Genomic DNA, 22328 nt, shown 5'->3' with positions numbered 1-22328 from the left:
GTTATCCCGTTATACTAAAATTTGCAGCATATTTTTTACACTTAATTAAGGAATGTGAAAGATAACCATTCACCCTTAATACGAGACGAATGCCGAATTTTTCACGACATGAAGGAAGGGAAAAGGTACAATTGAATGGAGTTTACATTTGATAGAATATTGATGGATGGAATAAGTGATATGGTATTTGTTGTTCGCGTTGAACGAGATCCTGTTTTTATTTATGACTTTTTGAATCGGGCTGCAATGGATGGAACCGGGCTGAATCGGGATGCTGTGGGCAAATCCATTCGCGAGGTGTATAAAGAGGAAACGGGAACCTTTTTATTTGAGCAATACAATAAGGTAGTAACCAGTGGTGAAGCCGTGATCTACGAGGATTCCTATGTGTCTCCCAATGGTGAAAGGAACTATTCAAAAACGAAATTAACGCCCCTATTTGATGAGCAAAACCAATGCAAGCAAATTGTGGCAGTTGTTAAGGATATTTCCAAGGAAAAAAATGCGAGATTGGAAACGGAAAAAACGTGGGGCAAGCTCCAGGAAAGTAATAAACGTTACCAGTCATTGTTTCATCATAATTCGGACGCCATCATTTTATTTGATTTAAATGGTCAAATTGAGGATGGAAATATCGCTTGTGAAAGTGTCACTGGCTACACGCCCCAAGAACTTGTTGGGACCACTTTAAACTCTTTAGTCGTTAAAGAAGATGCCAACCTGTTAAAAAGATTATTTAAACAAGCAATTTCTGGCACTACTAAAAATTCGCGGCTGGAGATTCATAATAAATCAGGGCAGCGGATCGAGCTTTCCTTAAAAGTGACGCCATTAATCATAGATGAACAAGTTACCGGAATATATGGTATTTTGCGAGATATTACAGATGTTGGTAGATTAATAAAGAAATTAGAAGAAAGCGAAGAGCGTTTTCGCATCATTGCAGAGCATGCGCAGGATTTGATCACACTGCTTGATGATAAGGGAAAGATTATATATGTTTCCCCTTCTTATAAAAATATACTAGGATTTAACCATCACGAATATATCGGTAAATTTTTCCTCCATAACGTGTACCCTGACGATCGTATGAACATGGATCAAGTAGTCATACAATCGATTAAAAAAGGAGAATCGTTTACCGTACAGTTTAAACAATATAATCATAAAGAAGAACCTATTTGGTGTGAAGCGCATGGTACACCGATTTTTGATAATCAAGGTAAGTTTAAACATATGGTGGTGCTGACGAGGAATATTAGTTTACAAAAGGAATATGAACGACAACTGAAACATTTTGCTCTACATGATTCCCTGACTGGCTTACCGAACCGCCGTTTATTCAAAGATCGTTTAGCCAATGCATTGAAGGAATTCATGGAAAAACAGAATGGATTAGCCGTAATCATGATGGATGTTGACCATTTCAAAAACATAAATGACGAAATGGGCCATGATATTGGTGATGAAGTTATTGAGGAATTTGGAAAACGGGTACAGGAAACGATCCGTGATTGTGATATCGTTGCCAGACTTGGCGGTGATGAATTTGTTATCCTTTTACCAGGAGTTGGCTCCAGTCAGAATGCCACAATGATTGCAGAACATATTCAACAAGCGATGCAGCAGCCGTGGAATTTAAATGGTAATTCTTTAAAAGTTACAACGAGCATGGGAATAGCCATGGCCCCAGCACAAGGTGCGACTCCATTTTCGATGTTAAAAAATGCTGATATAGCACTCTATGAAGCCAAAAACGCGGGGAGAAATTCTTATCAATTACGAGAAACTATAGAGGAAACCATTCTTCTATCAATAAACCGCATCGAAAAATAGACTGACCTTTATATATATTTTTTTATACGCAGGGCATGTGCTCCTGCTTTTTTGTTTGGTTTATCATGAAAGGCGCGCGAAGTTGGCTTCTGTATGATTTTATTACTGGACAGGGGTGCGAGATTCGCGGAAACATCAGTGCGTGAGCAGATTCTTCGGCACAGGATTGAGAACATCGACCGGAGAGTGGAAACATCGACCGGAAATGCGAGAACATCAACCCGTGAGCAAGATCATCAACCCGTGAGTAAAATCATCGACCCAAAATAGAAAATCATCAACCCGTGAGCGGAAACATCGGCGGAAGAACGCGAACATCGACCGGAAATGCGAGAACATCAACCCGTGAGCGAAATCATCGACCCGAAAACGAGAACATCGACCCGTGAGCAGGATCATTATCCAGAAAACTACCAATCCTCACGCCTAACGATTCTCCTCTATCAAAAATGCCTCGCTACTCTACTTTCCCACACCATTCAACATATACGTAATCGTTCGCTTGATCTCCGCTTCATCGTCCCATTCTCGATCCGGCTGTACCAAAAATCGGGTGATCATAAATCCAAGGATGGTTGGCACGATCATCCGGATAATCGTGTCGTTTGGCAGGCTTTGCAGTTGCCCTTCCGCTTTATAAAAATCAAGGGTTTTATTCATAGCCGGATACACTTTTTCGATAAATGTGTTTTGATAGGCCTTCTTAATCTCTGGGTGAAAGGCCAACTCCTGGATGACTATTTTTAAAAGTGGAAGATTGGCCTGAGCAAATGCAAAGCGGTTTTTCATAAACAAATATAAAAAGTCTTCAAAGCTTGCATGTGATTTCCGAAACACGTCATCGACAAACTTTTCCGCAAACAATGGTGCTAAAAACTGTGATATGACTGGTTTCACGATGGAAATGAGCAAATCCTTTTTTGTTCGATAGTGGCGAAAAATCGTTCCCTCTGCTACACCAGCGCGTTTGGCGATCTCACTTGTTGACGTAGCAGCGTACCCTTTTTCCGCAATAAGTTCAATAGCCGCTTCCAGAATCTTGATCTGCTTTGGTGTCATTTGTTCTGATTCACGGAGTGCTTCAATCATGGACTCGCGTGTTGATTCATCCTTATCTGCCATTCATGTTCCTCCTAATCTATAATTTCCGATGCCGTTTCAATGCTACGATGTTAAGCAGGATAAATACCAACGAAAAGCCGATTAATACACTAATATCGAGCATAACCGTTGTGAGCCCCTGACCGCGGATCATGATTTCCTTCAATGCATCGCCGCCATATGTTAGTGGCATAATTTTACCGATTGCATTAATCCAGCCAACCTGTTCGGTATGAAAAATCCCAGAGAAAAAAACTTGCGGCACAACGATGATCGGGATGAACTGGATCATTTGGAATTCATTTTTAGCATATGCCGACATTAGCGTTCCCAAACTTTGAGCCGCGATTGCCAATAAAAAAGCAATTACCAATACCGCAAAAATCGAACCTGCCATGTACATGTCTAATACGTAAATAGAATAGACAGCGATAATAATTGATTGTAAAATAATAAAAATACCAAAACCGCCCATATAGCCAGCAACAATTTCCCAACGCTTTAATGGAGTTGCTAGCAGTCGCTCCAGGGTCCCCTGCGTACGCTCACGCAAAAACGATACCCCACTTAATAGAAAAACGAAGAAGAATACGAACAAGCCAATTAACACTGGGCCAATGTTATCGAACAACTGTAAATCAGATGATCCATGCAAGAAATGTACATCTAGATCAATTGCGTTGGGATTCATTTGTTTTGATGCTTGATTTAATAGCTGTTGGACAGCCTTTGTCGCCGCGGGATCACTTCCCTCCATTGTTATTTCGGGCTGCTTTCCTTCCCAAGTTAAGTGTGCATCAATCGTATTGTCCTCCAGTGCCTTCGCTGCTTTTTCTCCGTCCATTTGCTCGACGGACGCATCCTCGTCTTCCAAAATGGTCTGTAATTTGTCTGGCACACTAGTAACCGCAATCGTTGGTTCGTATTGGTCCATGTCCAACACAACCCACAGCAATGTCAGGACAAAAAGTGGTGCAATAAACAACAATGCCAGGCTACGTTTATCCTGAATGAATTGTTGAAAAATCCGTTTAATAATCGCACGTATTCGCACGCTTACACCTCCAATTTAATTAACAGTTTTCTTGCAAAGGATCGGGTGCTATTTCATGCAACGTGCACCCTTTCATGCTGGGAGACTCACCTTTTTATGTAAAGTGCATCCTTCATACTTGAGTGCCCGCATTTTTTCATAGACTCTCCTGCATGAGAACGCACCTTCTCATGTGAATTGAACTGCCGGGAGCGTGAACCTTTCCAAGAAAGTGCTCTCCTTCAAACTTGTGTGCTCACATCTTTTCCAAAATGCAAAAAGGCTTCTTCTAATGTTTCTGAGCCGCTTTCCGCTTTTAATTCATCCGGAGTCCCATGCGCAATTAAATAGCCATCCCTTAATAATGCCAGGCGATCGCATTTTTCCGCCTCATCCATCACATGTGTGGTCACAATAATCGTTGCGCCCTCATCCTGCAGCTTTTTTAAATCTTGCCAAATCGATTCGCGAAGCACCGGATCAATCCCCACAGTCGGCTCGTCAAGGATCAATAATTTCGGCTTGTGCAGCAGTGCGATAGCTAGTGACATGCGGCGTTTCATCCCGCCTGAATAAAGTTCCAAGGGCTTATCAAGTTCACCCGTTAAATCAACTATTTCCGCAACTTCCTGGATGCGCTGCTTTTGCTGTTTCTTTGGAATGCGATAAATACTAGCAAAAAAGCTAAGATTTTGTTTGGCCGTCAGTTCACTGTACAACGCATCGGACTGGGCCATGTAGCCAACATTTTCCATGGCCTCTAAGGACGGCATCTGTTGACCATCGATTGTAACCGTCCCATTACTAGATTCAAGCAAGCCGATGATAATTTTCACGAGCGTCGTTTTCCCTGAACCAGAAGGACCAAGCAGCCCGAAAATCTGTCCACTCGGAATAGACAAATCAACATTTTTTATTACCGCTTCCTGTCCGTAGCTGTGCTGAATGTTTTTTAATGTTACAAATGATGACATGGATTGAACCTCCTTATATTTTATATGCCATATAGTGCGCGAACCATTTTTTAAGCTAGATCGCCGGACGGACGGATGCCTGAATTTTCGTGATAAGTAGCTGGGGCGTTGTGGGTCCGCGCAGACTATCATGAAAAACTGCCACGCCAAATAATGAAAAATGGCATACCAGGGGGCAACCAACGAATGCAATATTTCCGGTTGTATTCATTTTTTATTTTTTAAAATGAGTGATTACTCACTATAATAGTGTACGTTATTCTTATTGTAAAATGATAAGTTAAATGAAAAATTGGGTAAAAGCGGCTATCAGCTTACTCCTTTCTTAACATGATCACCCCGTTACAAGCATACATATTATTGGACATCTTTTAATTTACACATCTAGGGGGTTGGTCGGATGCAATATTATTATGGAGGTCAGATGCCACTAAGGGTTTTGGATGAAACGGAATTTTGGAAGCAGCAAGAAGCTGAGCATACGGTGGTTATGCGGGAGCTCGTACAAAATTTGGAAAAGGAATTTGTTGATGCATTGAAGCGATGGGAAGATGTATTGAATACGACCCATCAACATGTTAAACGCTTTGTTGAGTCAGTCATTAGAAGCAATAATCAACTTCCGCCAAATTTGTATCAACAAGTGCTTGAACTCGTATCATTTTGCTTACAGGAAAGTGTAGCCTTTATTCAATTTTGCCGACAAGTCAAAACAGAAAGTAAAGCTGTTTCAGGCAATCAAACGGCAAAAGTTGTTATTGACCACATTGTCGATGAATCGGAGTATTTTATTGGCATAGCGCAAACGATTTTATATGAGCAACATTAAAGGGGAATTAGAACTTTTGCCATAGCGTGCTGCTACAATCAGTTAGGAGCACGTTTTACTATTTTCAGGTTGCGCGTCTTGGGTTGATGTTCTCGCATTCCGGCCGATGTTTCCGCTCTCGGGTTGATGTTTTTCCGCTCGGGTTGATGTTCTCGCGCTCCGGTTGATGTTTCCGCGATTCCGGTCGATGTTCTCGCGTTCGGGTTGATGTTTCCCCGCTCGGGTTGATGTTCTCGCGCTCCGGTTGATGTTTCCGCGATTCCGGTCGATGTTCTCGCGTTCGGGTTGATGTTTCCCCGCTCGGGTTGATGTTCTCGCGCTCCGGTTGATGTTTCCGCGATTCCGGTCGATGTTCTCGCGTTCGGGTTGATGTTCTCGCGCTCCGGTTGATGTTTCCTCCCTCGCGTCAACACTCTCCTTTCCAATACATCCCACCAAAAATGGCTCGCAACCTATGCGAGCCATTCATCTACTCTTTAATTAAATTTAATGCTTGATCTAATACTTTATCACCCTGGATCATTCCGTATGCCATTTGATCAATGATATCTGCTTTAATGCCTTGTGGTTCTACTTGTGCTTTTATTTTTTTCTCAAGGTAGCGAACTTGTGGGCCGATTAACACAACATCCAGTCCATCGACGTTATTTTTCAATTCAGATTCCGCTACGGCATTAATTTCTGCTTCCAAGCCCCTTTCTTCAGCTGATTTGCGCATTTTATTCACTAACATAGATGTTGACATTCCTGCTGAACATACTAAGATAATTTTCATTTTTGGTTATCCTCCAATCGCTGCATGCGTTCGTACATATCAATCATTTCAATTGCCAGATCCTTCACCGTCATAGCGGTCATCAGATGATCCTGTGCATGTACCAGTATAACGGATACATCATTTTTCTCGCCACTTGCTTCATCCTGTAGCAGCTTTGTTTGTTCGTGATGCGCCTCGGCAAATTCCTTGTCTGCTTCTTCTATTTTACTTCGTGCTTCTATAAAGTTATATGCTTTTGCTAATGATATCGCTTCCATTGCATTTGAACGGGCATTGCCAGCATGAAGAATGATGGTAAAAGCTAACATTTGCATTTCTTCTGTTGTTTCCATTGTTGGTTATCCCTCCATCCGTTGCTTTAGTGCTCTTACTCCCGCCATAACAAACGGTATATAAAGCAGTACAGCAACTGTTAGATTTACGACTTGCAAAGCGATTCCGCGCCAGCTCCCACCTGTCACAAGATATCCACTTAGGATCGGTGGTGTTGTCCATGGCAGGATTGCAACGGTTCTTGGCACGATTCCTGTTGCAAGTGCGACGTACGATATGACGGTTAAGGTTACCGGTACTAAAATAAATGGTATTAACATAATTGGATTTAACACAATTGGCAAACCGAAGATGACTGGTTCATTAATGTTAAAAAGTCCTGCTGGTGCAGATAGTTTGGCCACTTCACGATATGGATGTTTTCGTTCATTTCGGACGACAATAAAAATGGCAATTAGTAATGCAATCGTTGTACCGGAGCCACCCATAAATACAAATGAATCTAAAAATGGTTTGGTGACAACGTTCGGTACGTCAAACGCTGACATTCCGTTTTGAAACAGTTCTAAGTTATTTTCAATTAATGGCAAATAGATGGGCTCAATAACCGAACCGATAATATTTGTACCATGCAGACCAAAGAACCATAGAATATGATTTAAAAAGGCAACGACCATTGCTGCTGGTAGTGTGTTACCTAGTCCTTGTAGTGGTTTTTGGATCACGTTAAAGATAAATTCAAATATACTAATATCAGCAAAAACACTCATCAACGCTTGGAATAGTCCAACTAAAATCAGGATAAATGTTGCTGGGATAAGTGCGGTAAATGATCGTGCTACACCATCTGGTACACCTTCTGGCATTTTAATCGTCATTTTTGAATTGACCAAAATTCGGAACAGCTCCGTTAAGACTAATGCAATGACGATAGCAACAAATAATCCTTGTGTTCCTAACCAGGCCATGCTTAAACCGCCATCCCCGGTGATAGGAACAAGCATAATGTATGCTGCACCAGAAATCAAACCAGCTGATAGTCCGTCAACATTATAGGATTTTGCTAGATTATATGCAATGGAGAACGCAATTAATAGCCCAAGTACGGCAAATGTCCCATTCCATATACTTCCACCAACCTGTTGCCAATTTCCATCGCCAAATAACCCATTCATCCATTCTACAAAATTGAACTTGCCAAATGGCGGGAAGCTATTTACAAGAGTAGCTAGTGACCCAACGATTACAAGTGGCATAATCGCAACAAATCCATCACGTATTGCCACAAGGTGACGTTGGGAACCGATGTGCCCAGCAATTTCAATAAATTTTTGCATAAACTTATTATTCATTCTAATTCCCCCTTGAATTAAATTGTGGTAAATAAGCTTTATGTGCTTCAAGCAACTCGTCAAGTAATACTTTACTTCGCTTCTCATCCGCGATTAGTGGGTTCATGACAAAAGCTGTATATGCATCGTTGTAATCACCGGAAATGCTTGCACGAACGACTAGTTCCTCAAACGCTTTCATTTGATAAATAATTCCTTTTACTGAAGATGGTAATGGTCCAGCCGCTAATGGTTTAGGCCCATGCTTCGTAATGATACAATTCACTTCAATGACGGCATCATCAGGTAAATCCGGTATTGCGCCATTATTTTGTGTGTTAACCGTTTGAACATCTTCTTTATTATTATAAATGGAATCCATCAGACTGCACGCCACATCACTATAAAATGCACCTCCCCGTTCCTCCAGTTCTTTTGGCTTATCACGCAGTTGCGGGTCTTTATAGAGTTCAAATAGGGACGTTTCTAATTGCTGGACAATCTCTGCCCGTGTACCATGTTGTTCGTATGCTTGCAGATCTTGTTCCAATACATCCCTCGTCTGAAAATAATATTGATGGTACGGATTCGGTAAAAGTTTAAACGTCTCCATAAACGCTTTTGACCAACCAAGACTGACGATATTTGCCGGTGAATAATCAAGCCCATCACCCGTTAACTTTGCCAACACTTCATCTGTACGATCTACACCTTTTACATACACTTTTTTACCAAAAACAAAATGATTCATCCCAACAAATTCAATCTTCACGTCTCCAGGTGACACACCTAAAATTTCGGCTGTTGAATGACGCATATTATATGGAATGTTGCAAACGCCAATGATTTTTTGATGGACCGAATGTTTCAATAGTGCCTCCGTAACAATTCCAGCTGGATTCGTAAAATTAATGATCCATGCATTCGGGCAAATGGTATGCACATCCTCCGCAAGCTCTAATAAAACTGGAATCGTCCGAAATGCTTTAAAAATACCACCTGCACCATTTGTCTCCTGGCCGATAAATCCATGACTTAGTGGAATGCGTTCATCTTTTTCCCGTGCATCCAACCCACCAACACGTATTTGCGTAGTAATAAAATCTGCTTGTTCAAGTGCTTTTTTCCGATCAAGTGTCCATGTGAGATTAATAGACTTATTGGACTTCTCGATCATGCGTAATGCTAGATTGCCAATGATTTCAAGTTTCTTCCTCCCTGCTTCAATATCGACGAGGACAATATCTGTTACAGGAAATTGATCATGACGACGAATAATTCCTTCAATAATCTCTGGTGTATAGCTGGATCCCCCACCAACAACAACTAATTTTAATGTCATATGTGTAAACTCCTTATCCTGTTGATTTTTTGAAACCGCTTTAAAAATTAACACGAATGAAAACTGGTGATCACCCAATCTTACTAAATCATGTATATGCATCATGTTATCAATAAATGTATCATACAATTAATTATATGTACATACATTTGTTACAAATTGTAGTAACATTTATTATATATTGTCATTATATGTATTATCTTGTACACTTTATTTATAATTGTATTAAAGTGCGTGTTCAAAAGGAGGATAAAAAGGGCCGCTAACAATGTGTCATTTTTACCAGACATTTTGAACATCCTTTTAAAGAGGTTGTTCAAAATGTCACCAAATAATAAGCGGCGAATCTCTTCGTTGGGGTAGAAGAACTTCTGCTAAAACCGCCCACGTCCTGTGGGCAACGCAGAAGCCAGCACGTCCTGTGCAAGTCCGCTCCTCATGTACCTATTTATTTATGTACACTCCGGGGCTCAAAGCTACACCGCCTCGACCTTCGACGCACAGGACGTGCTAGTGTCGACGTTGTCACAGGACGTGACGAACTTAGTCGACCTTGCTTCTAATTTGGCAACTTTTTGAACACGCACTTAAAGGAGTCTACCATGGAAAAAAATAAATCCCTACATGCCTTTATTAAAGATGAGATCCTTACACGAATTAAATCCAATCACTATAAAAAGGGAGAACAAATCCCGACAGAACTTGATTTATGCAAAGATTTTAATGTCAGCAGAACGACTGTTAGAACAGCATTAAATCAACTTACATTAGAAGGATACCTTGTCCGTATACAAGGAAGAGGAACATATGTCGCTGAACAGAAAGTGAATCAGTCGCTTTCCCAAACGGTAAAAAGATATAGTGATCAAATCGAAGTCCAAGGAAAAAAAGCCGAAATAACATTAATCAGTATTACCGTTGTACCGGCATCCGAACTGATCCAGCAATCATTAGATGTCTCACTTAACGACCCAATTCAACGTATTGAAAGAGTTCGAAAAGCAAATGATGAACCGACGCAATACGAAATTGCCTATATCCCATGGAATGTCGCACCAGGAATAACGCAAACACATGCGGAAACATCGTTATATGCAGCCCTGAAGAAGGAATTTAACGTTCACATTGCCAAAACAACGGAACATGTAGAAATTACCCTTGCCGATGAGCGATCCTGTTACCATCTAGATTGTGAACTAGGATTGCCATGCTTTTACATTGAAACAATTGCGGAAGATGAAAAGGGCCAAAAAATAGAATACTCACGCTCGTATTTCCGCGGAGATAAAACAAATTTTGTAATTGAACGGGATTATCCAATGGAGGGAAAATGATGAAGGTTTTATTTAACGCTGATGACTTCGGTTTAACCAAAGGCGTAACAGATGGAATTATCAAAGCACATATCAATGGCGTTGTTGGAGCTACGACAATCATGATGAATGGGTATGCAGTAGATTATGCTGTCACACAAGCCAAGCAGCACCCGTCATTAAAGGTCGGTGTCCATCTTGTATTAACGTGGGGAAAACCGCTTCGTAACGACGTGCCAAATCTAGTAACCAGCGATGGCACATTTATATATAAAAATACATTTCGTGACATGCCATATCCTAATGTGGATCAGGTGGAACAAGAATGGCGCACACAAATTAATGCATTTTTAAAAACAGGATTGCCGCTTCATCATCTTGACAGCCATCATCATGTACATGGATGGGAACCACTGAAAAAAGTCATCATTAAACTGGCAGCAGAATACGATGTGCCTGTCCGGTATGTCGAGTCACTCGCAGACCATCACGACATTCTTTTAACCGACACACTCTGGGTCGATTTTTATGGTGACGGTGTTAATGAAAATGTATTTGAAGAATTGCGTACGTTAAATGTGAACACTGTAGAAGTGATGACCCACCCAGCATATATCGATGATGAATTGCTTCAAGTTAGCTCTTATTTGGATAAACGAAAAGAAGAGCTCGGGCTATTGTGCAAGTTGGCCACACCAAGTTGGGTTGATTTATTATAGATGTTTGTTTCTCGGGCGCGGGTTGATGTTCTCGCGATTCGGGTTGATGTTTCTCCTCTCGAGTTGATGTTTCCGCGCTCGGGTCGATGTTTTCTCCCTGGCGCCGATGTTTCTTCTCTCGGGTCGACGTTTTCTCCCTGGCGCCGATGTTTCTTCTCTCGGGACGATGTTTTCTCCCTGGCGCCGATACTCCCTCGTTTCCTAATTCTCTACAGCCAGCCCCCGGCAGATATTCGCAAAAGGGAAGGGAATCGGCAACTTTCCAGCCTGTCGTCCTTCCATTCTAGCTCATTACACATTATAATATTGGCATGGATTAGCGCGAGATTTTAGTTTGCGAGGTGTTGTTAACGTGAATGATCCTGGTTTGATAACAAAGGTTTGCATGCTGGCGGGGAAAATTATGCTGGAGAGTGGTGCGGAAACCTATCGCGTGGAAGATACCATGAATCGGATTGCCTCGGCGTTTGGACTGGAAAATGCGCAGAGTTATGCAACACCGACCGGAATCAATTTTGCTATCGACTTTGCTGAGTCAACCAATTTTATTCGGATTTCCAATCGTTCGACCGATTTACACAAAATTGCAGAAGTGAATAATTTATCCAGGAAAATCACTGCGGGTGAAGTGAAACTTTCCAGTGCGCCAGCCTTGCTTGATAGAATTGATAAAGCTAAGCTAACATTCCCTGGCTGGATACAGATTATAGCTGCCGCCCTTGTCAGTGGCAGTTTTACGATCATGTTTGGCGGGGTTTGGCCTGATTATTTCCCCTCGGTCGTTGTTGGCGGGGTTGGATTTGCTGCGATGTTGGGAATTGACCGGTTAGTTGAAATTCGTTTTATTGCTGAATTTTTTGCCTCGTTACTGATCGGAGCGATGGCAGTTGGATTTGTTTATAGTGGCTTAGGCGTGGGGTTAGATAAAATTATCATTGGTGCTGTGATGCCACTTGTGCCGGGGTTGCACATTACCAATGCAGTGCGCGATTTAATGGCCGGACACCTAGTCGCTGGCGTATCGAAAGGCGTTGAAGCTGTATTGACTGCCTTTGCAATTGGCGCAGGGGTAGCGGTCGTGTTTGGATTTTTATAAATGGAGTGGATCGCGATGATGTTTCTGGCTTCGGCGCCGATAATTCTGCTCTCGGGTCGATGTTCTCGCTTTCGGGTTGATGTTGCTGCTCTCAGGTCGATGTTCTCGCTTTCGGGTCGATGTTTTCTCCTTGGGGTTGATGTTTCTGCATTCAGGTCGATGTTCTGGCTCTCGGGTCGATGTTCCCGCCCTCGGGTCGATGTTTCTGCTCTCGGGTTGATGTTCTCGCTCTCGGGTTGATGTTCCCGCCCTCGGGTTGATGTTCTCGCTCTCGGGTTGATGTTCTCGCTCTCGGTTTGATGTTCTCGCCCTCGGGCCGATGTTCTCGCTTTCGGGTTGATGTTTTCTCCTTGGGGTCGATGTTGCCGCGCTCAAGTCGATACCCTTCTCGCGCCAATACTCCCACTCCCAAAGCAATCTGCACCACACTTTTCAAAAAAGGAGTACTTAGAATGACAATCATTGCACATTTGTTAACTAGTTTTATAGCCGCTGCTGGTTTTGGGATCCTCTTTAATGCACCAAGGAAGTCGTTGATTCAATGTGGCTTGGTTGGCATGTTAGGCTGGATTCTTTATTTTATCCTAGTGCAGCAGGGGTTGGATGTTGTTCCTGCGACCGTTTTTGCGGCTATGTTGGTTGGGGCGTTGAGCCAAATTTGTGCCAAGTTGTACAAAACGCCGATTATTATTTTTATTGTATCTGGGATTATCCCGCTTGTTCCGGGTGGTAGTGCCTATGATGCCATGCGCAATTTTGTGGAAAATGATTATTTTACAGCGGTTCAACTTTCAGCAAAAGTAATGCTGCTGTCTGGGGGCATTGCGATTGGATTAATGTTTTCGGAGGTTGTGAATCAGACGGTCCGGAAGCTCATGTGGAAAAAGCGAAGTGATGCATTTAAATGAGATGATTTCAGGCGTGGTCACTGCGCCAACGCCCTTGCTCTCTCTTATCTTTTTGAATGAATATCACCTCGATTCACTCCCCTAAATTTAACATCCATTTGCGCAATTTTTCCTTTGGGTAATAAACTTTATCATTTATTACAATATGCGGTATATCTGGATGATCTTGAATTAATGTTTTTGCGTCTTCCTTCGATATCCCCATAAAAAGATGTACATCATTTTCTTTGATTAATTCGTGTTCATCATCTTCGTCTAATGAATCAATAAGGCTTTTAGCAGTAGGGTTCTTAAAATTTTTCAGCCCCTCTCCAATAAAATATCCTGCCGCAGCAATTCCTAAAGCTAACCAAATTAAATCAAATTCCAAAACGTTCCCCTCCTAAGTATATTAAATCCTTAACATTGTGATCTGGATCCTTCCAATTCTATTTTTTAAATAACTTAATCAATAAAAAAACCCCACCAGCAAGTAGAGCCAGTATAATTATTGGAATTAACATATTTAGTATCATAACATCCTCCAAATACTTCCGATGTAGTCACTCAACTAGGTTATTTAAACTGCTTTAACCCCGACCCGTTTTACTAAATTGGGCATTAATACCCAGAGCCATAATAAATAATATTGTATGAAAGGCCAAAATAATCCCGTTCCACCCTCCATCAAATACTGTAACATTTACAAGTGTTGAAAATTGCATTAACACAATAATCACGATCAAAAATGTTCTTATCTTCAAAATGACTAGCCTCCCTTCACAAGCACTCTAGCACTATTTAAAGCTCCATTAGACGTTAGTTATGCGCTTCGTTTACTGAATAACAACTTTTTAACTTCTTATTTTGCGCTGTATAAAATTTCATCAGCAGCTAAATAAAACCAGCAAGGACAAGAACAAAGATTGTCCCCGTCCCCGCACTTTCTCTCACTATTTTTTCAACGGTATCCATATCTCACTATAATAATCTTCTGAAGACGGGTCAGCATCACTAGGGTATATCTCCATCTCTGGTCCATCGGCATGCTCGTAGCCAGTTGCTGGAAACCATTCAGCGAATATTCTCTCCCACACCCTTGGCATTGCATCTGGCATTGCTCCGTGAACAGGAAAAACGGCCCAGGTTGCTGACGAAATATGTCTCTGCTCCCAATCAAATGGGATTTGTTCGCCATTTTTTTCCGCACCAATTAGGTAGGTTATATTTTCTTGTTGTTTGTCAAAATCCATGCAAATTCCGATTAATCCAAGCGAGCCACAATTTTTTGCAAGCTCCCCTACGAATCCATTTTGATTTGATTCATCCCAGAAAGCAGCTATCTTTCGGTTGTTCTCGCCTCCAACAGTAGTTGTGCGAATACTTTTTCCTACGACAATAAAAGCTTCCTTTTCCACAATCTTGTAATCCATTTCAACATCACCCTTTAACTGAATTTGAAAAGAGAGTTTTGGATAGGCCTTCAATGATTGACTATTTTTCTTAGCGGTCGATGGGCTGATCCCATGAATTTTCCGGAATGCCTTTGCAAAAGATTCCGGACTCTCATATCCATACTTCATTGCAACATCAATCACCTTGGAATTTGAATGAACCAGTTCCTGTGCAGCTACCGTAATGCGGCGATTTCGGATATATTCGCTCACGGTGTAGCCTGTTAGCATGTTGAACATCCGTTGAAAGTGAAATTTAGACATACAAGCGATTGCAGCAATATCATCGATAAAAAGATCGTTGTCTAAATTACTTTCCATGTATTTGATAGCTTCCTGCATTCTTTGAAGTCCCTCCATATGAAACCCTCCCTTTTCAACACTCAGTCTACCAACATCGGTTTGGTCATTCCTGTTAACCCGTGCTCTTTGATGACAGTTTTATTAAATGAAAGCCCCTGGTAGCCAGAATACACACGTACAAAAGTGGCACCCTTCATGTAGGGAGTGGCAAAAATTAGATTATCTCCCAAGTTAAATTCGTGCTAGTCACTTTCATCCTGCCTTTCCTCAGTTACACCACATTCGATTTTTTTCATTTCTAAATCTAACCTTTTTTGTTCCAACTCTATTTCTGCTATTTTAAATTCATAGCTTTTCTTCTTGTCATACCCATAATATATAAGTGAAAAGCCTACAATAATCGTAACATAAAACCAAAGACTCAAACCTTCCACCTCCGTTTTTGCAATACTTCTTACTAAACTTATTCAAGTTTCCTGCTGATGTTGAGGGTTTTCTCGACTAATATGTAGAACATATAATTCTCGGTTAAGCTTCTTACAATGAAGTTCTCAACTTTCGTAGCATTAAATTACTATAATCGATTACAAAATTAACTCCCTTTTCTCGACTTAATAACGATGAAAGATGGTCGCCGCTCTTCATTTATTAATTTAGGCATTTGTCTCAATCCAACAGGAACAGATTGTGGTTCCATAATCTGTTCCAATACAAGTCCTTTATCTATAAGTGTATTGATTAACGTTGAAATCGTTCTATGGTATTTAATCACACCGTCAATATACCAATGTTGCTCCCTTTTTCCTTCTTCCTGATAATTATCGAATGCCCAATGTAATTTATTCCCCTCATTATCCTTGACCCAATTATTCATTTCTTTTCGTGCTGTTACAATTGGGTGTTCGGTTGAAAAGATAAACTCCCCGTTACTTTTTAATAATCCACTAATTTTTTCAATTAAGTTTGAGTAATTTTCTATGTAATGTACAGCCAAGGAGCTTATAATTATATCGAATTTCTGATTTGGTAATTCCAGGTCTTCCATTGGCAAACAAATATAATCTATTCTCTGATGGTTGTTTTCCTTTTTAGCCAGCTCAATCATATTCCTTGAGATATCTACACCTAAGACTTTCAATGCACCGTGATCGATACAATACCTTGCAAATTGACCTGTTCCACAACCTAAATCTAATATTGACTTCCCTTTGAGAGTTGTTATTACTGATTTTATTGTTGGTTGCTCAACAAAGTCATTATAAGTTACTCCGCTATCACGTAAAGAAGCATATTCTTTAAAGAAAATCTGATTATCATAAATGTTTTGCTTCAATCATTTACCTCCTCCTTGATTTAAACATTAAACGTGAACACAAGAAATAAAATGCTTTACACTCCTTCAACAGTCGCGCCATTTTATCAAATAAGAAGTATATAAAAACCAACATTGAAATCGCAATAGCAAATCTCCAAACAATCTATATTCAGTTTATCATAAACACCACGAATAGTTTGAATATTTTTCAATTCAAGACCCCAGCAAATAGATAACACTTTATAAAAAAAGGGTACCAATCATAAAATGATTAGCACCCTTAATTCGTGTATTTTTGTTGTCCCAAAAAGCACTTATGCCTTCTTCTTCTTATTCCTTCTCGTTATCTTCGCAGTCAAATCATCGAACAATGTATAAACAACTGGTATCAATAACAGTGTAAAGATACTGGAGACGCCAAGTCCGAATATGATCGTGATTGCTAATGGCTGCTGTGTTTCTGCACCTTCACCTAACGCTAGTGCTAGTGGCACCATGCCTAGGATGGTTGTTAAAGTTGTCATCAGGATTGGGCGCAGCCTGCTTGGTCCTGCTTGCAAAATTGCTTCATAACGATCAATGCCTTTGCGCCGTAATATATTGATATAATCAACTAAAACAATCGAGTTATTGACGACGATACCCGCGAGCATGATGACCCCGATAAATGCCGGGATACTTAATGGTAATCCGGTTACGAATAGTCCGAGCATAACGCCGATAACAGTTGCTGGCATGGAGAACATGATGATTAATGGGAATAGGAAGTTCTCAAATTGCACTGCCATGACTGCATATACCAAGAATATAGAGAATACTAGTGCTACTGCCAAATCGGAAAATGATTTGGCCATGTCCTCTGCTTGGCCGCCGATATTATAGCTGTATCCTTCTGGAAAATTCATGTCATCTAGCGTTGCTTCAATATCTGTTGTAATACTCGCCAAATCACGGTCGACGATTTCACTTGTTACATTCATCTGTGGTTGCTGATTTTCCCGTGTTAATGTTACGGGTCCTTGGATTTCCTTGAATTCCGCTACATCTTCAAGCGGGATTGTCGTACCATCTGGTGATTGGATGTTCATGTTTTGCAAGTCGCTGATTTTACTCCGCTCATCTTCTGGATACAACAGCGTAACATCTATTTCGTGTCCTTCTTCGCGATATTTCGTTGCCACTTGGCCGGTAAATTGCAACTGAATTTGGCCGGTGATTTGTTGTTGTGTCAATCCATACATCGCCGCTTTTTCATCGTTTATCGTAATCGTCTGTTGTGGGACCCCCGCTGTTGCGGACGATTCTGGGTTATAGACACCATCAACTTGGGAAATTTGGGCAACAACCTGATCGCCAAGCTCTCGTAATACTTCGTGCTCTGGTCCGCTTAATTGAATGGAGACAGGGTCGCCCATGCTCATTCCACTATCCATCGCGCTAACGGCAATTTCTGCTCCAGAGATATTTTGCACATCATCATTGATTTCTTGGACGATTTCCTTTGTTGATTTTTCCCTGTCTGATGACGGAATCAATTGCATGGTATAAGAAGCACTATTTCCGCCTCCACCTGTCGCACCAAAGCCACCGCCACCAACACTGACATAATTCGTTTCGATTACATCCTCATAGTTGGATAACTTCTCATTGACTTGCTCCACAATATCATTTGTATGGTCAAGGGAGCTTCCTGCTGGTGCTTCCACCTCAATTCCAACTTGCCCTTGATCTGAAGATGGAATAAATTCTGCCCCGATAAATGGAATCAAGGCAAGGCTGGCAACGATCGCAACAATGGTTCCGAAAACCGTTGTCTTGCGGTGTTTCAGTACCCATTTCAGTACGTTGCGGTAGCCATTATTGACTCGATCCATAAAGCGGTCGAACCAATACCTGCGTCCATGGTTTTCCATTGCTTTCGATAGTAATTTTGATGACAGCATCGGCACTAATGTTACAGCCACAACAAGTGATGCGATTAGGGAGAAAGATACCGCTAATGCTAATGGTGTAAACAAGTCAGAAGCGATTCCTTCAACAAACACAATTGGTAAAAATACCACCAATGTTGTTGTGGTTGATGCGATAACGGCTGGTGCAAGTTCGGATGCCCCTTTTGTCGCTGACTCGAATAAGCTATATCCGCGCTGCCTGTAGGAATATATATTTTCTAAAATAACGATCGAACTGTCGACCATCATCCCGATTCCGAGCGCTAATCCACCGAGTGTCAAGACATTCAACGTTTCTCCGGTAAAATACATGAGTGTAAATGTCGAGATAATCGCAATTGGGATCGATAGTCCAATAACGAGTGTCGCCCGAACACTTTTTAAAAATAACAGTAAAACAAAGATGGAAATTATCCCGCCAATGATAATATTCTTTACTACGGAATTGATTGATAGCGTGATAAATTCCGATGTATCGATAATGACGTCCAAATTCACGTCATCAGGCAATTCACCTTTTATTTCATCCATGCCTGCCTTGACGTTATCAGACACTTCGACCGTGTTGCCGTCAGTCTTTTTCATAACTGACAGGACGATGGATGGTTCGCCATTAACGAGTGTTGTCGACGATGATTCCTTATAAGTATCCTTGACCTCGGCAACATCTTCTACATGAATGGTCGCCCCTGACTCGGTTTGAACAATCGTTTGTTTAATAGCGTCAATGGAGTCAAATTCCCCGGTTACACGGATTTGTAGGTCTTTGTCTCCTTTTTCAACGGAACCAGCTGATGCCGATTGGTTCGAACTGTTGAGCGCTTGGGTAAGTGTTTGCGCTGTAACGCCGTATTGCTGTAGTTTTGCTTGGTCTAAAATAAGTTGGATTTCGCGTTCTTTCCCGCCTTCAACGGTTACAGATGCTACCCCACCTTGTCGTTCAAAAAACGGTACAAGTTGATCATCGGCGACTTTCGTTAAGGTTGCTGGATCTTCTCCTGTCAGCCCTACCCACATAACCGGTAATTGATCCGGGCTGAAGCGGAGCACACTTGGATCACCTGCGCTTTCTGGTAAAAATCCTTTTGTTTGATCGATTTTTTCCCTTACATCAAGCAATGCCTGGTCAAGATCCGTACCATTTTTAAACATCATCATGACCAGCGATGATCCAGATTGTGACTGGGTCTGCACAGTCTCAATTCCTTCGACTGAGCTGACAGATGATTCAATCGGACGGCTGATTAAATTTTCGACTTCCTGTGGTGCGGCATCTTCATACGTTGTAGCAACAACCGCAATAGGCAAATCAATCTTTGGAAACAGATCGATTACAAGGCTGCGCATCGATACGAGACCTAGCGCAAGAATCGCTAACACGATCATGATGACGCCAACAGGACGTTTGACAGAGGTATTTACTAACTTCACGATGCATTCCCCTCTTTCACAACGTTTACCTTACTGCCATCTTGTAATGTCAGCTGTCCACTAGTAATAACGTTTTCTCCTTTTTTCACTTCCCCTTTTATAGCGGACCGGTCGGATTGAGTTTCAGTTACGGTGACATCTTTTTTTACAGCTTTATCGTCCTCCACAACGTAAATAAACGACTCACCGCCTTCTTCTATAATCGCTTCTGTTGGTACGATTATCGCATCTTTCACTTTTTTCTCCGGAATTTGCAGTTCAGCGACAACACCTGGTAAAAAGGCATCATCATCGTTGTCAATTGTCGCTTCTACAGGGTATAATCCCGTATCATTTGGTAGTTTCGCAATCGACGTAATTTCCGCTTCTATTTTTTCACCATCGATAATGGCGTTATAAGTTGCTTCTTTTTTAAACAACTTCAATTCATCTGCTGTAACAGTGAATTGAAGTTTTAATGAATCCAGGTCAATAATCACTGCGAGTGGGTCGGAATTAGACACAATGGAGTCTTCCTCTGCGGTTAAATTAGCGATTTCCCCAGACGTAGGTGCGTAAATATTGCGTCCGCCAACGGTTGCAATTAGATCATCTTCATCAACGGTATCCCCATTTTCCACTTTAAGTGTCGTTAATTCAGCTGGATTTGCTACCATAACTGGGGTTGATGATTCTGGTGCGGTACGGCCATAGAAGGATTTGTCGATCACCAGATTTCCTTGTTCGACTTTTGCTGTCTCCACAGCTGTAACTTTATCTTTCTTATCCTCCTTTGTTTCATCTTCTTGATTACATGCTGCGAGCAGTCCAATACAGACAAATGATAATACGATTAAAAATGTCTTTTTCATATATGTATCTCCTCTTGTTTATTTTTTTCTCTATTTGATTTGACAGGCAAGTGAAGCCCATCAAATTATAATTTCACACTTTATGTACTTCCCTTGTAGCATTACTCTCAGGTTCTCATTGCAAGGTATTTTTATTCATTTTAGCATATGTCCCTATAGTACGGATAACTAGATGGGTTCGTTTCAAAAAAGTTCATTATTTTTTAAAAGATTCTCCCTTCGTAATGTTCGTTGCTTTTTAAATTTCGTAGTTGATAAAAAATGCGACGTAACTAGTAAATTGCTCTCCCGGTCGAGTTCTTGCATTCGGCTCGATGTTCGCGCATTCGGGCTGATGTTTCCGCGTTTCCGGCCGATGTTCTCGCGCTCGGGCTGATGTTTCCACGATTCTGGCCGATGTTCCCGCATTCGGGCCGATGTTTCAGCGGTTCCGGGCGATGTTCCCGCATTCGGGCTGATGTTCCCGCGGTTCCGGCCGATGTTCCCGCATTCGGGCTGATGTTTCCTCATTCGGGCTGATGTTCCTCATTCGGGTTGATATTTCCACGTTTCCGGCCGATGTTCTCGCGCTCGGGCTGATGTTTCCTCATTCGGGCTGATGTTCCTCATTCGGGTTGATATTTCCACGTTTCCGGCCGATGTCCTCGCGCTCGGGTTGATGTTCGCGCATTCGGGTCGATGTTCCCGCGTTTCCGGCCGATGTTCTCGCGTTCGGGCTGATGTTCCCGCATTCGGGCCGATGTTCCCGCGGTTCCGGGCGATGTTCTCGCGCTCGGGCTGATGTTTCCACGATTCTGGCCGATGTTCCCGCATTCGGGCTGATGTTCTGCATTCGGGTCGATGTTCCCGCGTTTCCGGGCGATGTTCCCACGATTCTGGCCGATGTTCCCGCATTCGGGCCGATGTTCTCGCATTCGGGCTGATGTTTCCACGATTCCGGGCGATGTTTCCGCATTCGGGTTGATGTTTCCTCATTCGGGCTGATGTTTCCGCGGTTCCGGGCGATGTTTCCGCATTCGGGCCGATGTTTCAGCGGTTCCGGCCGATGTTCCCGCATTCGGGCCGATGTTTCTCCGATTCCGGTCGATGTTCTCGCGTTCGGGCTGATGTTTCCACGTTTCCGGTCGATGTTCCCGCATTCGGGCTGATGTTTCGCGATTCCGGTCGATGTTTCCGCATTCGGGCTGATGTTCCCACGCTCCGGCTGATGTTTCCGCGGTTCCGGCCGATGTTCCCGCACTCGGGCTGATGTTCCCGCGTTTCCGGCCGATGTTCCCGCGTTCGGGCTGATGTTTCCGCGTTTCCGGGCGATGTTCCCGCATTCGGGCTGATGTTCTCGCATTCGGGTCGATGTTCCCGCGATTCGGGCTGATGTTTCTAAGGACCACTCAACCCACATTAGAATAAGAGAATGCGTCTCAAAAAAATTATCACTACATTGCATTTATTTGTATTGTGTCAATCCTAAAAAAAGATCATTTTTAACGAATCAGCCATTCATAAAAGATAA

The 22328-nt window shown here is 42.0% G+C and carries 25 protein-coding genes; 7 read left to right on the top strand and 18 right to left on the bottom strand.

Going from position 1 to position 22328, the window contains the following annotated elements; all coding sequences use genetic code 11:
- Positions 1 to 135: 135 nt before the first annotated feature.
- Together C8270_RS06810 and C8270_RS19845 are read left to right on the top strand one after the other, a co-directional pair.
- Positions 136 to 1836, top strand: coding sequence for a sensor domain-containing protein (locus tag C8270_RS06810; protein WP_106496112.1), 1701 nt, complete (start codon positions 136 to 138; stop codon positions 1834 to 1836).
- 93 nt (positions 1837 to 1929) lie between these two features.
- Positions 1930 to 2106: a hypothetical protein gene (locus C8270_RS19845; protein ID WP_158701631.1), complete on the top strand. Its 177-nt coding sequence runs from the start codon at positions 1930 to 1932 to the stop codon at positions 2104 to 2106.
- A gap of 192 nt (positions 2107 to 2298) precedes the next feature.
- On the opposite strand, the gene C8270_RS06805 is transcribed toward C8270_RS19845, so the two are convergent.
- The 3 genes from C8270_RS06805 to C8270_RS06795 all read right to left on the bottom strand — a co-directional run bounded on the left by C8270_RS06805 (position 2299) and on the right by C8270_RS06795 (position 4944).
- Entirely contained in the window at positions 2299 to 2958 is a 660-nt protein-coding gene (locus C8270_RS06805; RefSeq protein ID WP_234028500.1) for a TetR/AcrR family transcriptional regulator, read from the bottom strand.
- 16 nt (positions 2959 to 2974) lie between these two features.
- A complete protein-coding gene (locus C8270_RS06800) occupies positions 2975 to 3991 on the bottom strand; it encodes an ABC transporter permease (protein WP_106496111.1) in 1017 nt (338 codons plus the stop codon).
- A 221-nt stretch (positions 3992 to 4212) separates the two neighbouring features.
- Positions 4213 to 4944 carry an ABC transporter ATP-binding protein gene (locus C8270_RS06795; RefSeq protein WP_106496110.1) on the bottom strand — a complete coding sequence of 244 codons (732 nt, stop codon included), beginning with the start codon at positions 4942 to 4944 and terminating at the stop codon, positions 4213 to 4215.
- Between the two features lie 400 nt (positions 4945 to 5344).
- Between C8270_RS06795 and C8270_RS06790 the strand changes: the two genes are divergently transcribed.
- Entirely contained in the window at positions 5345 to 5773 is a 429-nt protein-coding gene (locus C8270_RS06790) for a DUF2935 domain-containing protein (protein WP_106496109.1), read from the top strand.
- Between the two features lie 38 nt (positions 5774 to 5811).
- Here C8270_RS06790 and C8270_RS06785 read toward each other — a convergent pair whose 3' ends face one another.
- Genes C8270_RS06785 through C8270_RS06765 form a run of 5 tightly spaced genes read right to left on the bottom strand, consistent with a single transcriptional unit; the run spans position 5812 to position 9497 of the window.
- Positions 5812 to 6198: a hypothetical protein gene (locus C8270_RS06785; RefSeq protein ID WP_106496108.1), complete on the bottom strand. Its 387-nt coding sequence runs from the start codon at positions 6196 to 6198 to the stop codon at positions 5812 to 5814.
- A 44-nt stretch (positions 6199 to 6242) separates the two neighbouring features.
- Positions 6243 to 6548: a PTS sugar transporter subunit IIB gene (locus C8270_RS06780; RefSeq protein ID WP_106496107.1), complete on the bottom strand. Its 306-nt coding sequence runs from the start codon at positions 6546 to 6548 to the stop codon at positions 6243 to 6245.
- Positions 6545 to 6883, bottom strand: coding sequence for a PTS lactose/cellobiose transporter subunit IIA (locus C8270_RS06775; RefSeq protein WP_106496106.1), 339 nt, complete (start codon positions 6881 to 6883; stop codon positions 6545 to 6547). The genes C8270_RS06780 and C8270_RS06775 overlap by 4 nt, the downstream gene beginning before the upstream one ends.
- 6 nt (positions 6884 to 6889) lie before the next feature.
- On the bottom strand, positions 6890 to 8176 hold the full coding sequence (locus tag C8270_RS06770) for a PTS sugar transporter subunit IIC (RefSeq protein WP_106496105.1): 1287 nt from the start codon (positions 8174 to 8176) through the stop codon (positions 6890 to 6892).
- Position 8177: 1 nt separating this feature from the next.
- Positions 8178 to 9497 (bottom strand): 6-phospho-beta-glucosidase, encoded by a 1320-nt coding sequence (locus C8270_RS06765; protein ID WP_106496104.1) that lies wholly within the window; start codon positions 9495 to 9497, stop codon positions 8178 to 8180.
- 602 nt (positions 9498 to 10099) lie between these two features.
- Here C8270_RS06765 and C8270_RS06760 point away from each other — a divergent pair.
- From C8270_RS06760 to C8270_RS06750, 3 genes are all read left to right on the top strand, one after another.
- Positions 10100 to 10831, top strand: a complete 732-nt coding sequence (locus tag C8270_RS06760; RefSeq protein WP_106496103.1) for a GntR family transcriptional regulator — start codon at positions 10100 to 10102, stop codon at positions 10829 to 10831.
- Positions 10831 to 11529 carry a chitin disaccharide deacetylase gene (gene chbG, locus C8270_RS06755; RefSeq protein WP_106496102.1) on the top strand — a complete coding sequence of 233 codons (699 nt, stop codon included), beginning with the start codon at positions 10831 to 10833 and terminating at the stop codon, positions 11527 to 11529. Before C8270_RS06760 ends, chbG begins: the two co-directional genes overlap by 1 nt.
- A gap of 385 nt (positions 11530 to 11914) precedes the next feature.
- Positions 11915 to 12625 (top strand): threonine/serine exporter family protein, encoded by a 711-nt coding sequence (locus C8270_RS06750; RefSeq protein ID WP_106498467.1) that lies wholly within the window; start codon positions 11915 to 11917, stop codon positions 12623 to 12625.
- Here the strand turns inward: C8270_RS06750 and C8270_RS19840 are convergent.
- The gene (locus C8270_RS19840; RefSeq protein WP_158701630.1) at positions 12620 to 13042 is read right to left on the bottom strand and encodes a hypothetical protein; all 423 of its coding nucleotides are present in this window, start codon (positions 13040 to 13042) and stop codon (positions 12620 to 12622) included. The genes C8270_RS06750 and C8270_RS19840 overlap by 6 nt on opposite strands.
- Before the next feature lie 35 nt (positions 13043 to 13077).
- Between C8270_RS19840 and C8270_RS06745 the strand changes: the two genes are divergently transcribed.
- Positions 13078 to 13533 carry a threonine/serine exporter family protein gene (locus C8270_RS06745; RefSeq protein WP_106496101.1) on the top strand — a complete coding sequence of 152 codons (456 nt, stop codon included), beginning with the start codon at positions 13078 to 13080 and terminating at the stop codon, positions 13531 to 13533.
- A gap of 73 nt (positions 13534 to 13606) precedes the next feature.
- Here C8270_RS06745 and C8270_RS06740 read toward each other — a convergent pair whose 3' ends face one another.
- From C8270_RS06740 to C8270_RS06705, 9 genes are all read right to left on the bottom strand, one after another.
- Positions 13607 to 13903, bottom strand: coding sequence for a DNA-binding protein (locus C8270_RS06740; RefSeq protein WP_106496100.1), 297 nt, complete (start codon positions 13901 to 13903; stop codon positions 13607 to 13609).
- A gap of 199 nt (positions 13904 to 14102) precedes the next feature.
- Positions 14103 to 14276, bottom strand: a complete 174-nt coding sequence (locus C8270_RS20245; RefSeq protein ID WP_199794651.1) for a hypothetical protein — start codon at positions 14274 to 14276, stop codon at positions 14103 to 14105.
- A 189-nt stretch (positions 14277 to 14465) separates the two neighbouring features.
- Positions 14466 to 15326: an AraC family transcriptional regulator gene (locus C8270_RS06735; protein ID WP_106496099.1), complete on the bottom strand. Its 861-nt coding sequence runs from the start codon at positions 15324 to 15326 to the stop codon at positions 14466 to 14468.
- Positions 15327 to 15511: 185 nt separating this feature from the next.
- Positions 15512 to 15694 carry a hypothetical protein gene (locus tag C8270_RS06730; RefSeq protein WP_106496098.1) on the bottom strand — a complete coding sequence of 61 codons (183 nt, stop codon included), beginning with the start codon at positions 15692 to 15694 and terminating at the stop codon, positions 15512 to 15514.
- A gap of 167 nt (positions 15695 to 15861) precedes the next feature.
- Positions 15862 to 16602, bottom strand: coding sequence for a class I SAM-dependent methyltransferase (locus C8270_RS06725; RefSeq protein WP_106496097.1), 741 nt, complete (start codon positions 16600 to 16602; stop codon positions 15862 to 15864).
- Positions 16603 to 16898: 296 nt separating this feature from the next.
- Positions 16899 to 19967 carry an efflux RND transporter permease subunit gene (locus tag C8270_RS06720; RefSeq protein ID WP_106496096.1) on the bottom strand — a complete coding sequence of 1023 codons (3069 nt, stop codon included), beginning with the start codon at positions 19965 to 19967 and terminating at the stop codon, positions 16899 to 16901.
- Positions 19964 to 20818, bottom strand: a complete 855-nt coding sequence (locus tag C8270_RS06715) for an efflux RND transporter periplasmic adaptor subunit (RefSeq protein WP_106496095.1) — start codon at positions 20816 to 20818, stop codon at positions 19964 to 19966. Before C8270_RS06715 ends, C8270_RS06720 begins: the two co-directional genes overlap by 4 nt.
- Positions 20819 to 21001: 183 nt before the next feature.
- Positions 21002 to 21328 carry a hypothetical protein gene (locus C8270_RS06710; RefSeq protein ID WP_106496094.1) on the bottom strand — a complete coding sequence of 109 codons (327 nt, stop codon included), beginning with the start codon at positions 21326 to 21328 and terminating at the stop codon, positions 21002 to 21004.
- Positions 21329 to 21404: 76 nt separating this feature from the next.
- Positions 21405 to 22217 (bottom strand): hypothetical protein, encoded by an 813-nt coding sequence (locus tag C8270_RS06705; RefSeq protein WP_158701629.1) that lies wholly within the window; start codon positions 22215 to 22217, stop codon positions 21405 to 21407.
- Positions 22218 to 22328 lie beyond the last annotated feature (111 nt).

This window comes from Lentibacillus sp. Marseille-P4043, from assembly GCF_900258515.1.
Lineage (GTDB): Bacteria > Bacillota > Bacilli > Bacillales > Amphibacillaceae > Lentibacillus_C.
This window is presented reverse-complemented; position numbering and strand designations above follow the sequence as displayed.

What these genes read in the sequence shown, in the direction of transcription:
- C8270_RS06810 (WP_106496112.1), top strand. Translation starts at nt 136, where the DNA reads ATGGAGTTTACATTTGATAGAATATTGATGGATGGAATAAGTGATATG.
- C8270_RS19845 (WP_158701631.1), top strand. Translation starts at nt 1,930, where the DNA reads ATGATTTTATTACTGGACAGGGGTGCGAGATTCGCGGAAACATCAGTG.
- C8270_RS06805 (WP_234028500.1), bottom strand. Translation starts at nt 2,958, where the DNA reads ATGGCAGATAAGGATGAATCAACACGCGAGTCCATGATTGAAGCACTC.
- C8270_RS06795 (WP_106496110.1), bottom strand. Translation starts at nt 4,944, where the DNA reads ATGTCATCATTTGTAACATTAAAAAACATTCAGCACAGCTACGGACAG.
- C8270_RS06790 (WP_106496109.1), top strand. Translation starts at nt 5,345, where the DNA reads ATGCAATATTATTATGGAGGTCAGATGCCACTAAGGGTTTTGGATGAA.
- C8270_RS06780 (WP_106496107.1), bottom strand. Translation starts at nt 6,548, where the DNA reads ATGAAAATTATCTTAGTATGTTCAGCAGGAATGTCAACATCTATGTTA.
- C8270_RS06775 (WP_106496106.1), bottom strand. Translation starts at nt 6,883, where the DNA reads ATGGAAACAACAGAAGAAATGCAAATGTTAGCTTTTACCATCATTCTT.
- C8270_RS06770 (WP_106496105.1), bottom strand. Translation starts at nt 8,176, where the DNA reads ATGAATAATAAGTTTATGCAAAAATTTATTGAAATTGCTGGGCACATC.
- C8270_RS06765 (WP_106496104.1), bottom strand. Translation starts at nt 9,497, where the DNA reads ATGACATTAAAATTAGTTGTTGTTGGTGGGGGATCCAGCTATACACCA.
- C8270_RS06760 (WP_106496103.1), top strand. Translation starts at nt 10,100, where the DNA reads ATGGAAAAAAATAAATCCCTACATGCCTTTATTAAAGATGAGATCCTT.
- chbG (WP_106496102.1), top strand. Translation starts at nt 10,831, where the DNA reads ATGAAGGTTTTATTTAACGCTGATGACTTCGGTTTAACCAAAGGCGTA.
- C8270_RS06750 (WP_106498467.1), top strand. Translation starts at nt 11,915, where the DNA reads ATGCTGGCGGGGAAAATTATGCTGGAGAGTGGTGCGGAAACCTATCGC.
- C8270_RS06745 (WP_106496101.1), top strand. Translation starts at nt 13,078, where the DNA reads ATGACAATCATTGCACATTTGTTAACTAGTTTTATAGCCGCTGCTGGT.
- C8270_RS06735 (WP_106496099.1), bottom strand. Translation starts at nt 15,326, where the DNA reads ATGGAGGGACTTCAAAGAATGCAGGAAGCTATCAAATACATGGAAAGT.
- C8270_RS06715 (WP_106496095.1), bottom strand. Translation starts at nt 20,818, where the DNA reads ATGAAAAAGACATTTTTAATCGTATTATCATTTGTCTGTATTGGACTG.
- C8270_RS06710 (WP_106496094.1), bottom strand. Translation starts at nt 21,328, where the DNA reads ATGAGGAAACATCAGCCCGAATGCGGGAACATCGGCCGGAACCGCGGG.
- C8270_RS06705 (WP_158701629.1), bottom strand. Translation starts at nt 22,217, where the DNA reads ATGTGGGTTGAGTGGTCCTTAGAAACATCAGCCCGAATCGCGGGAACA.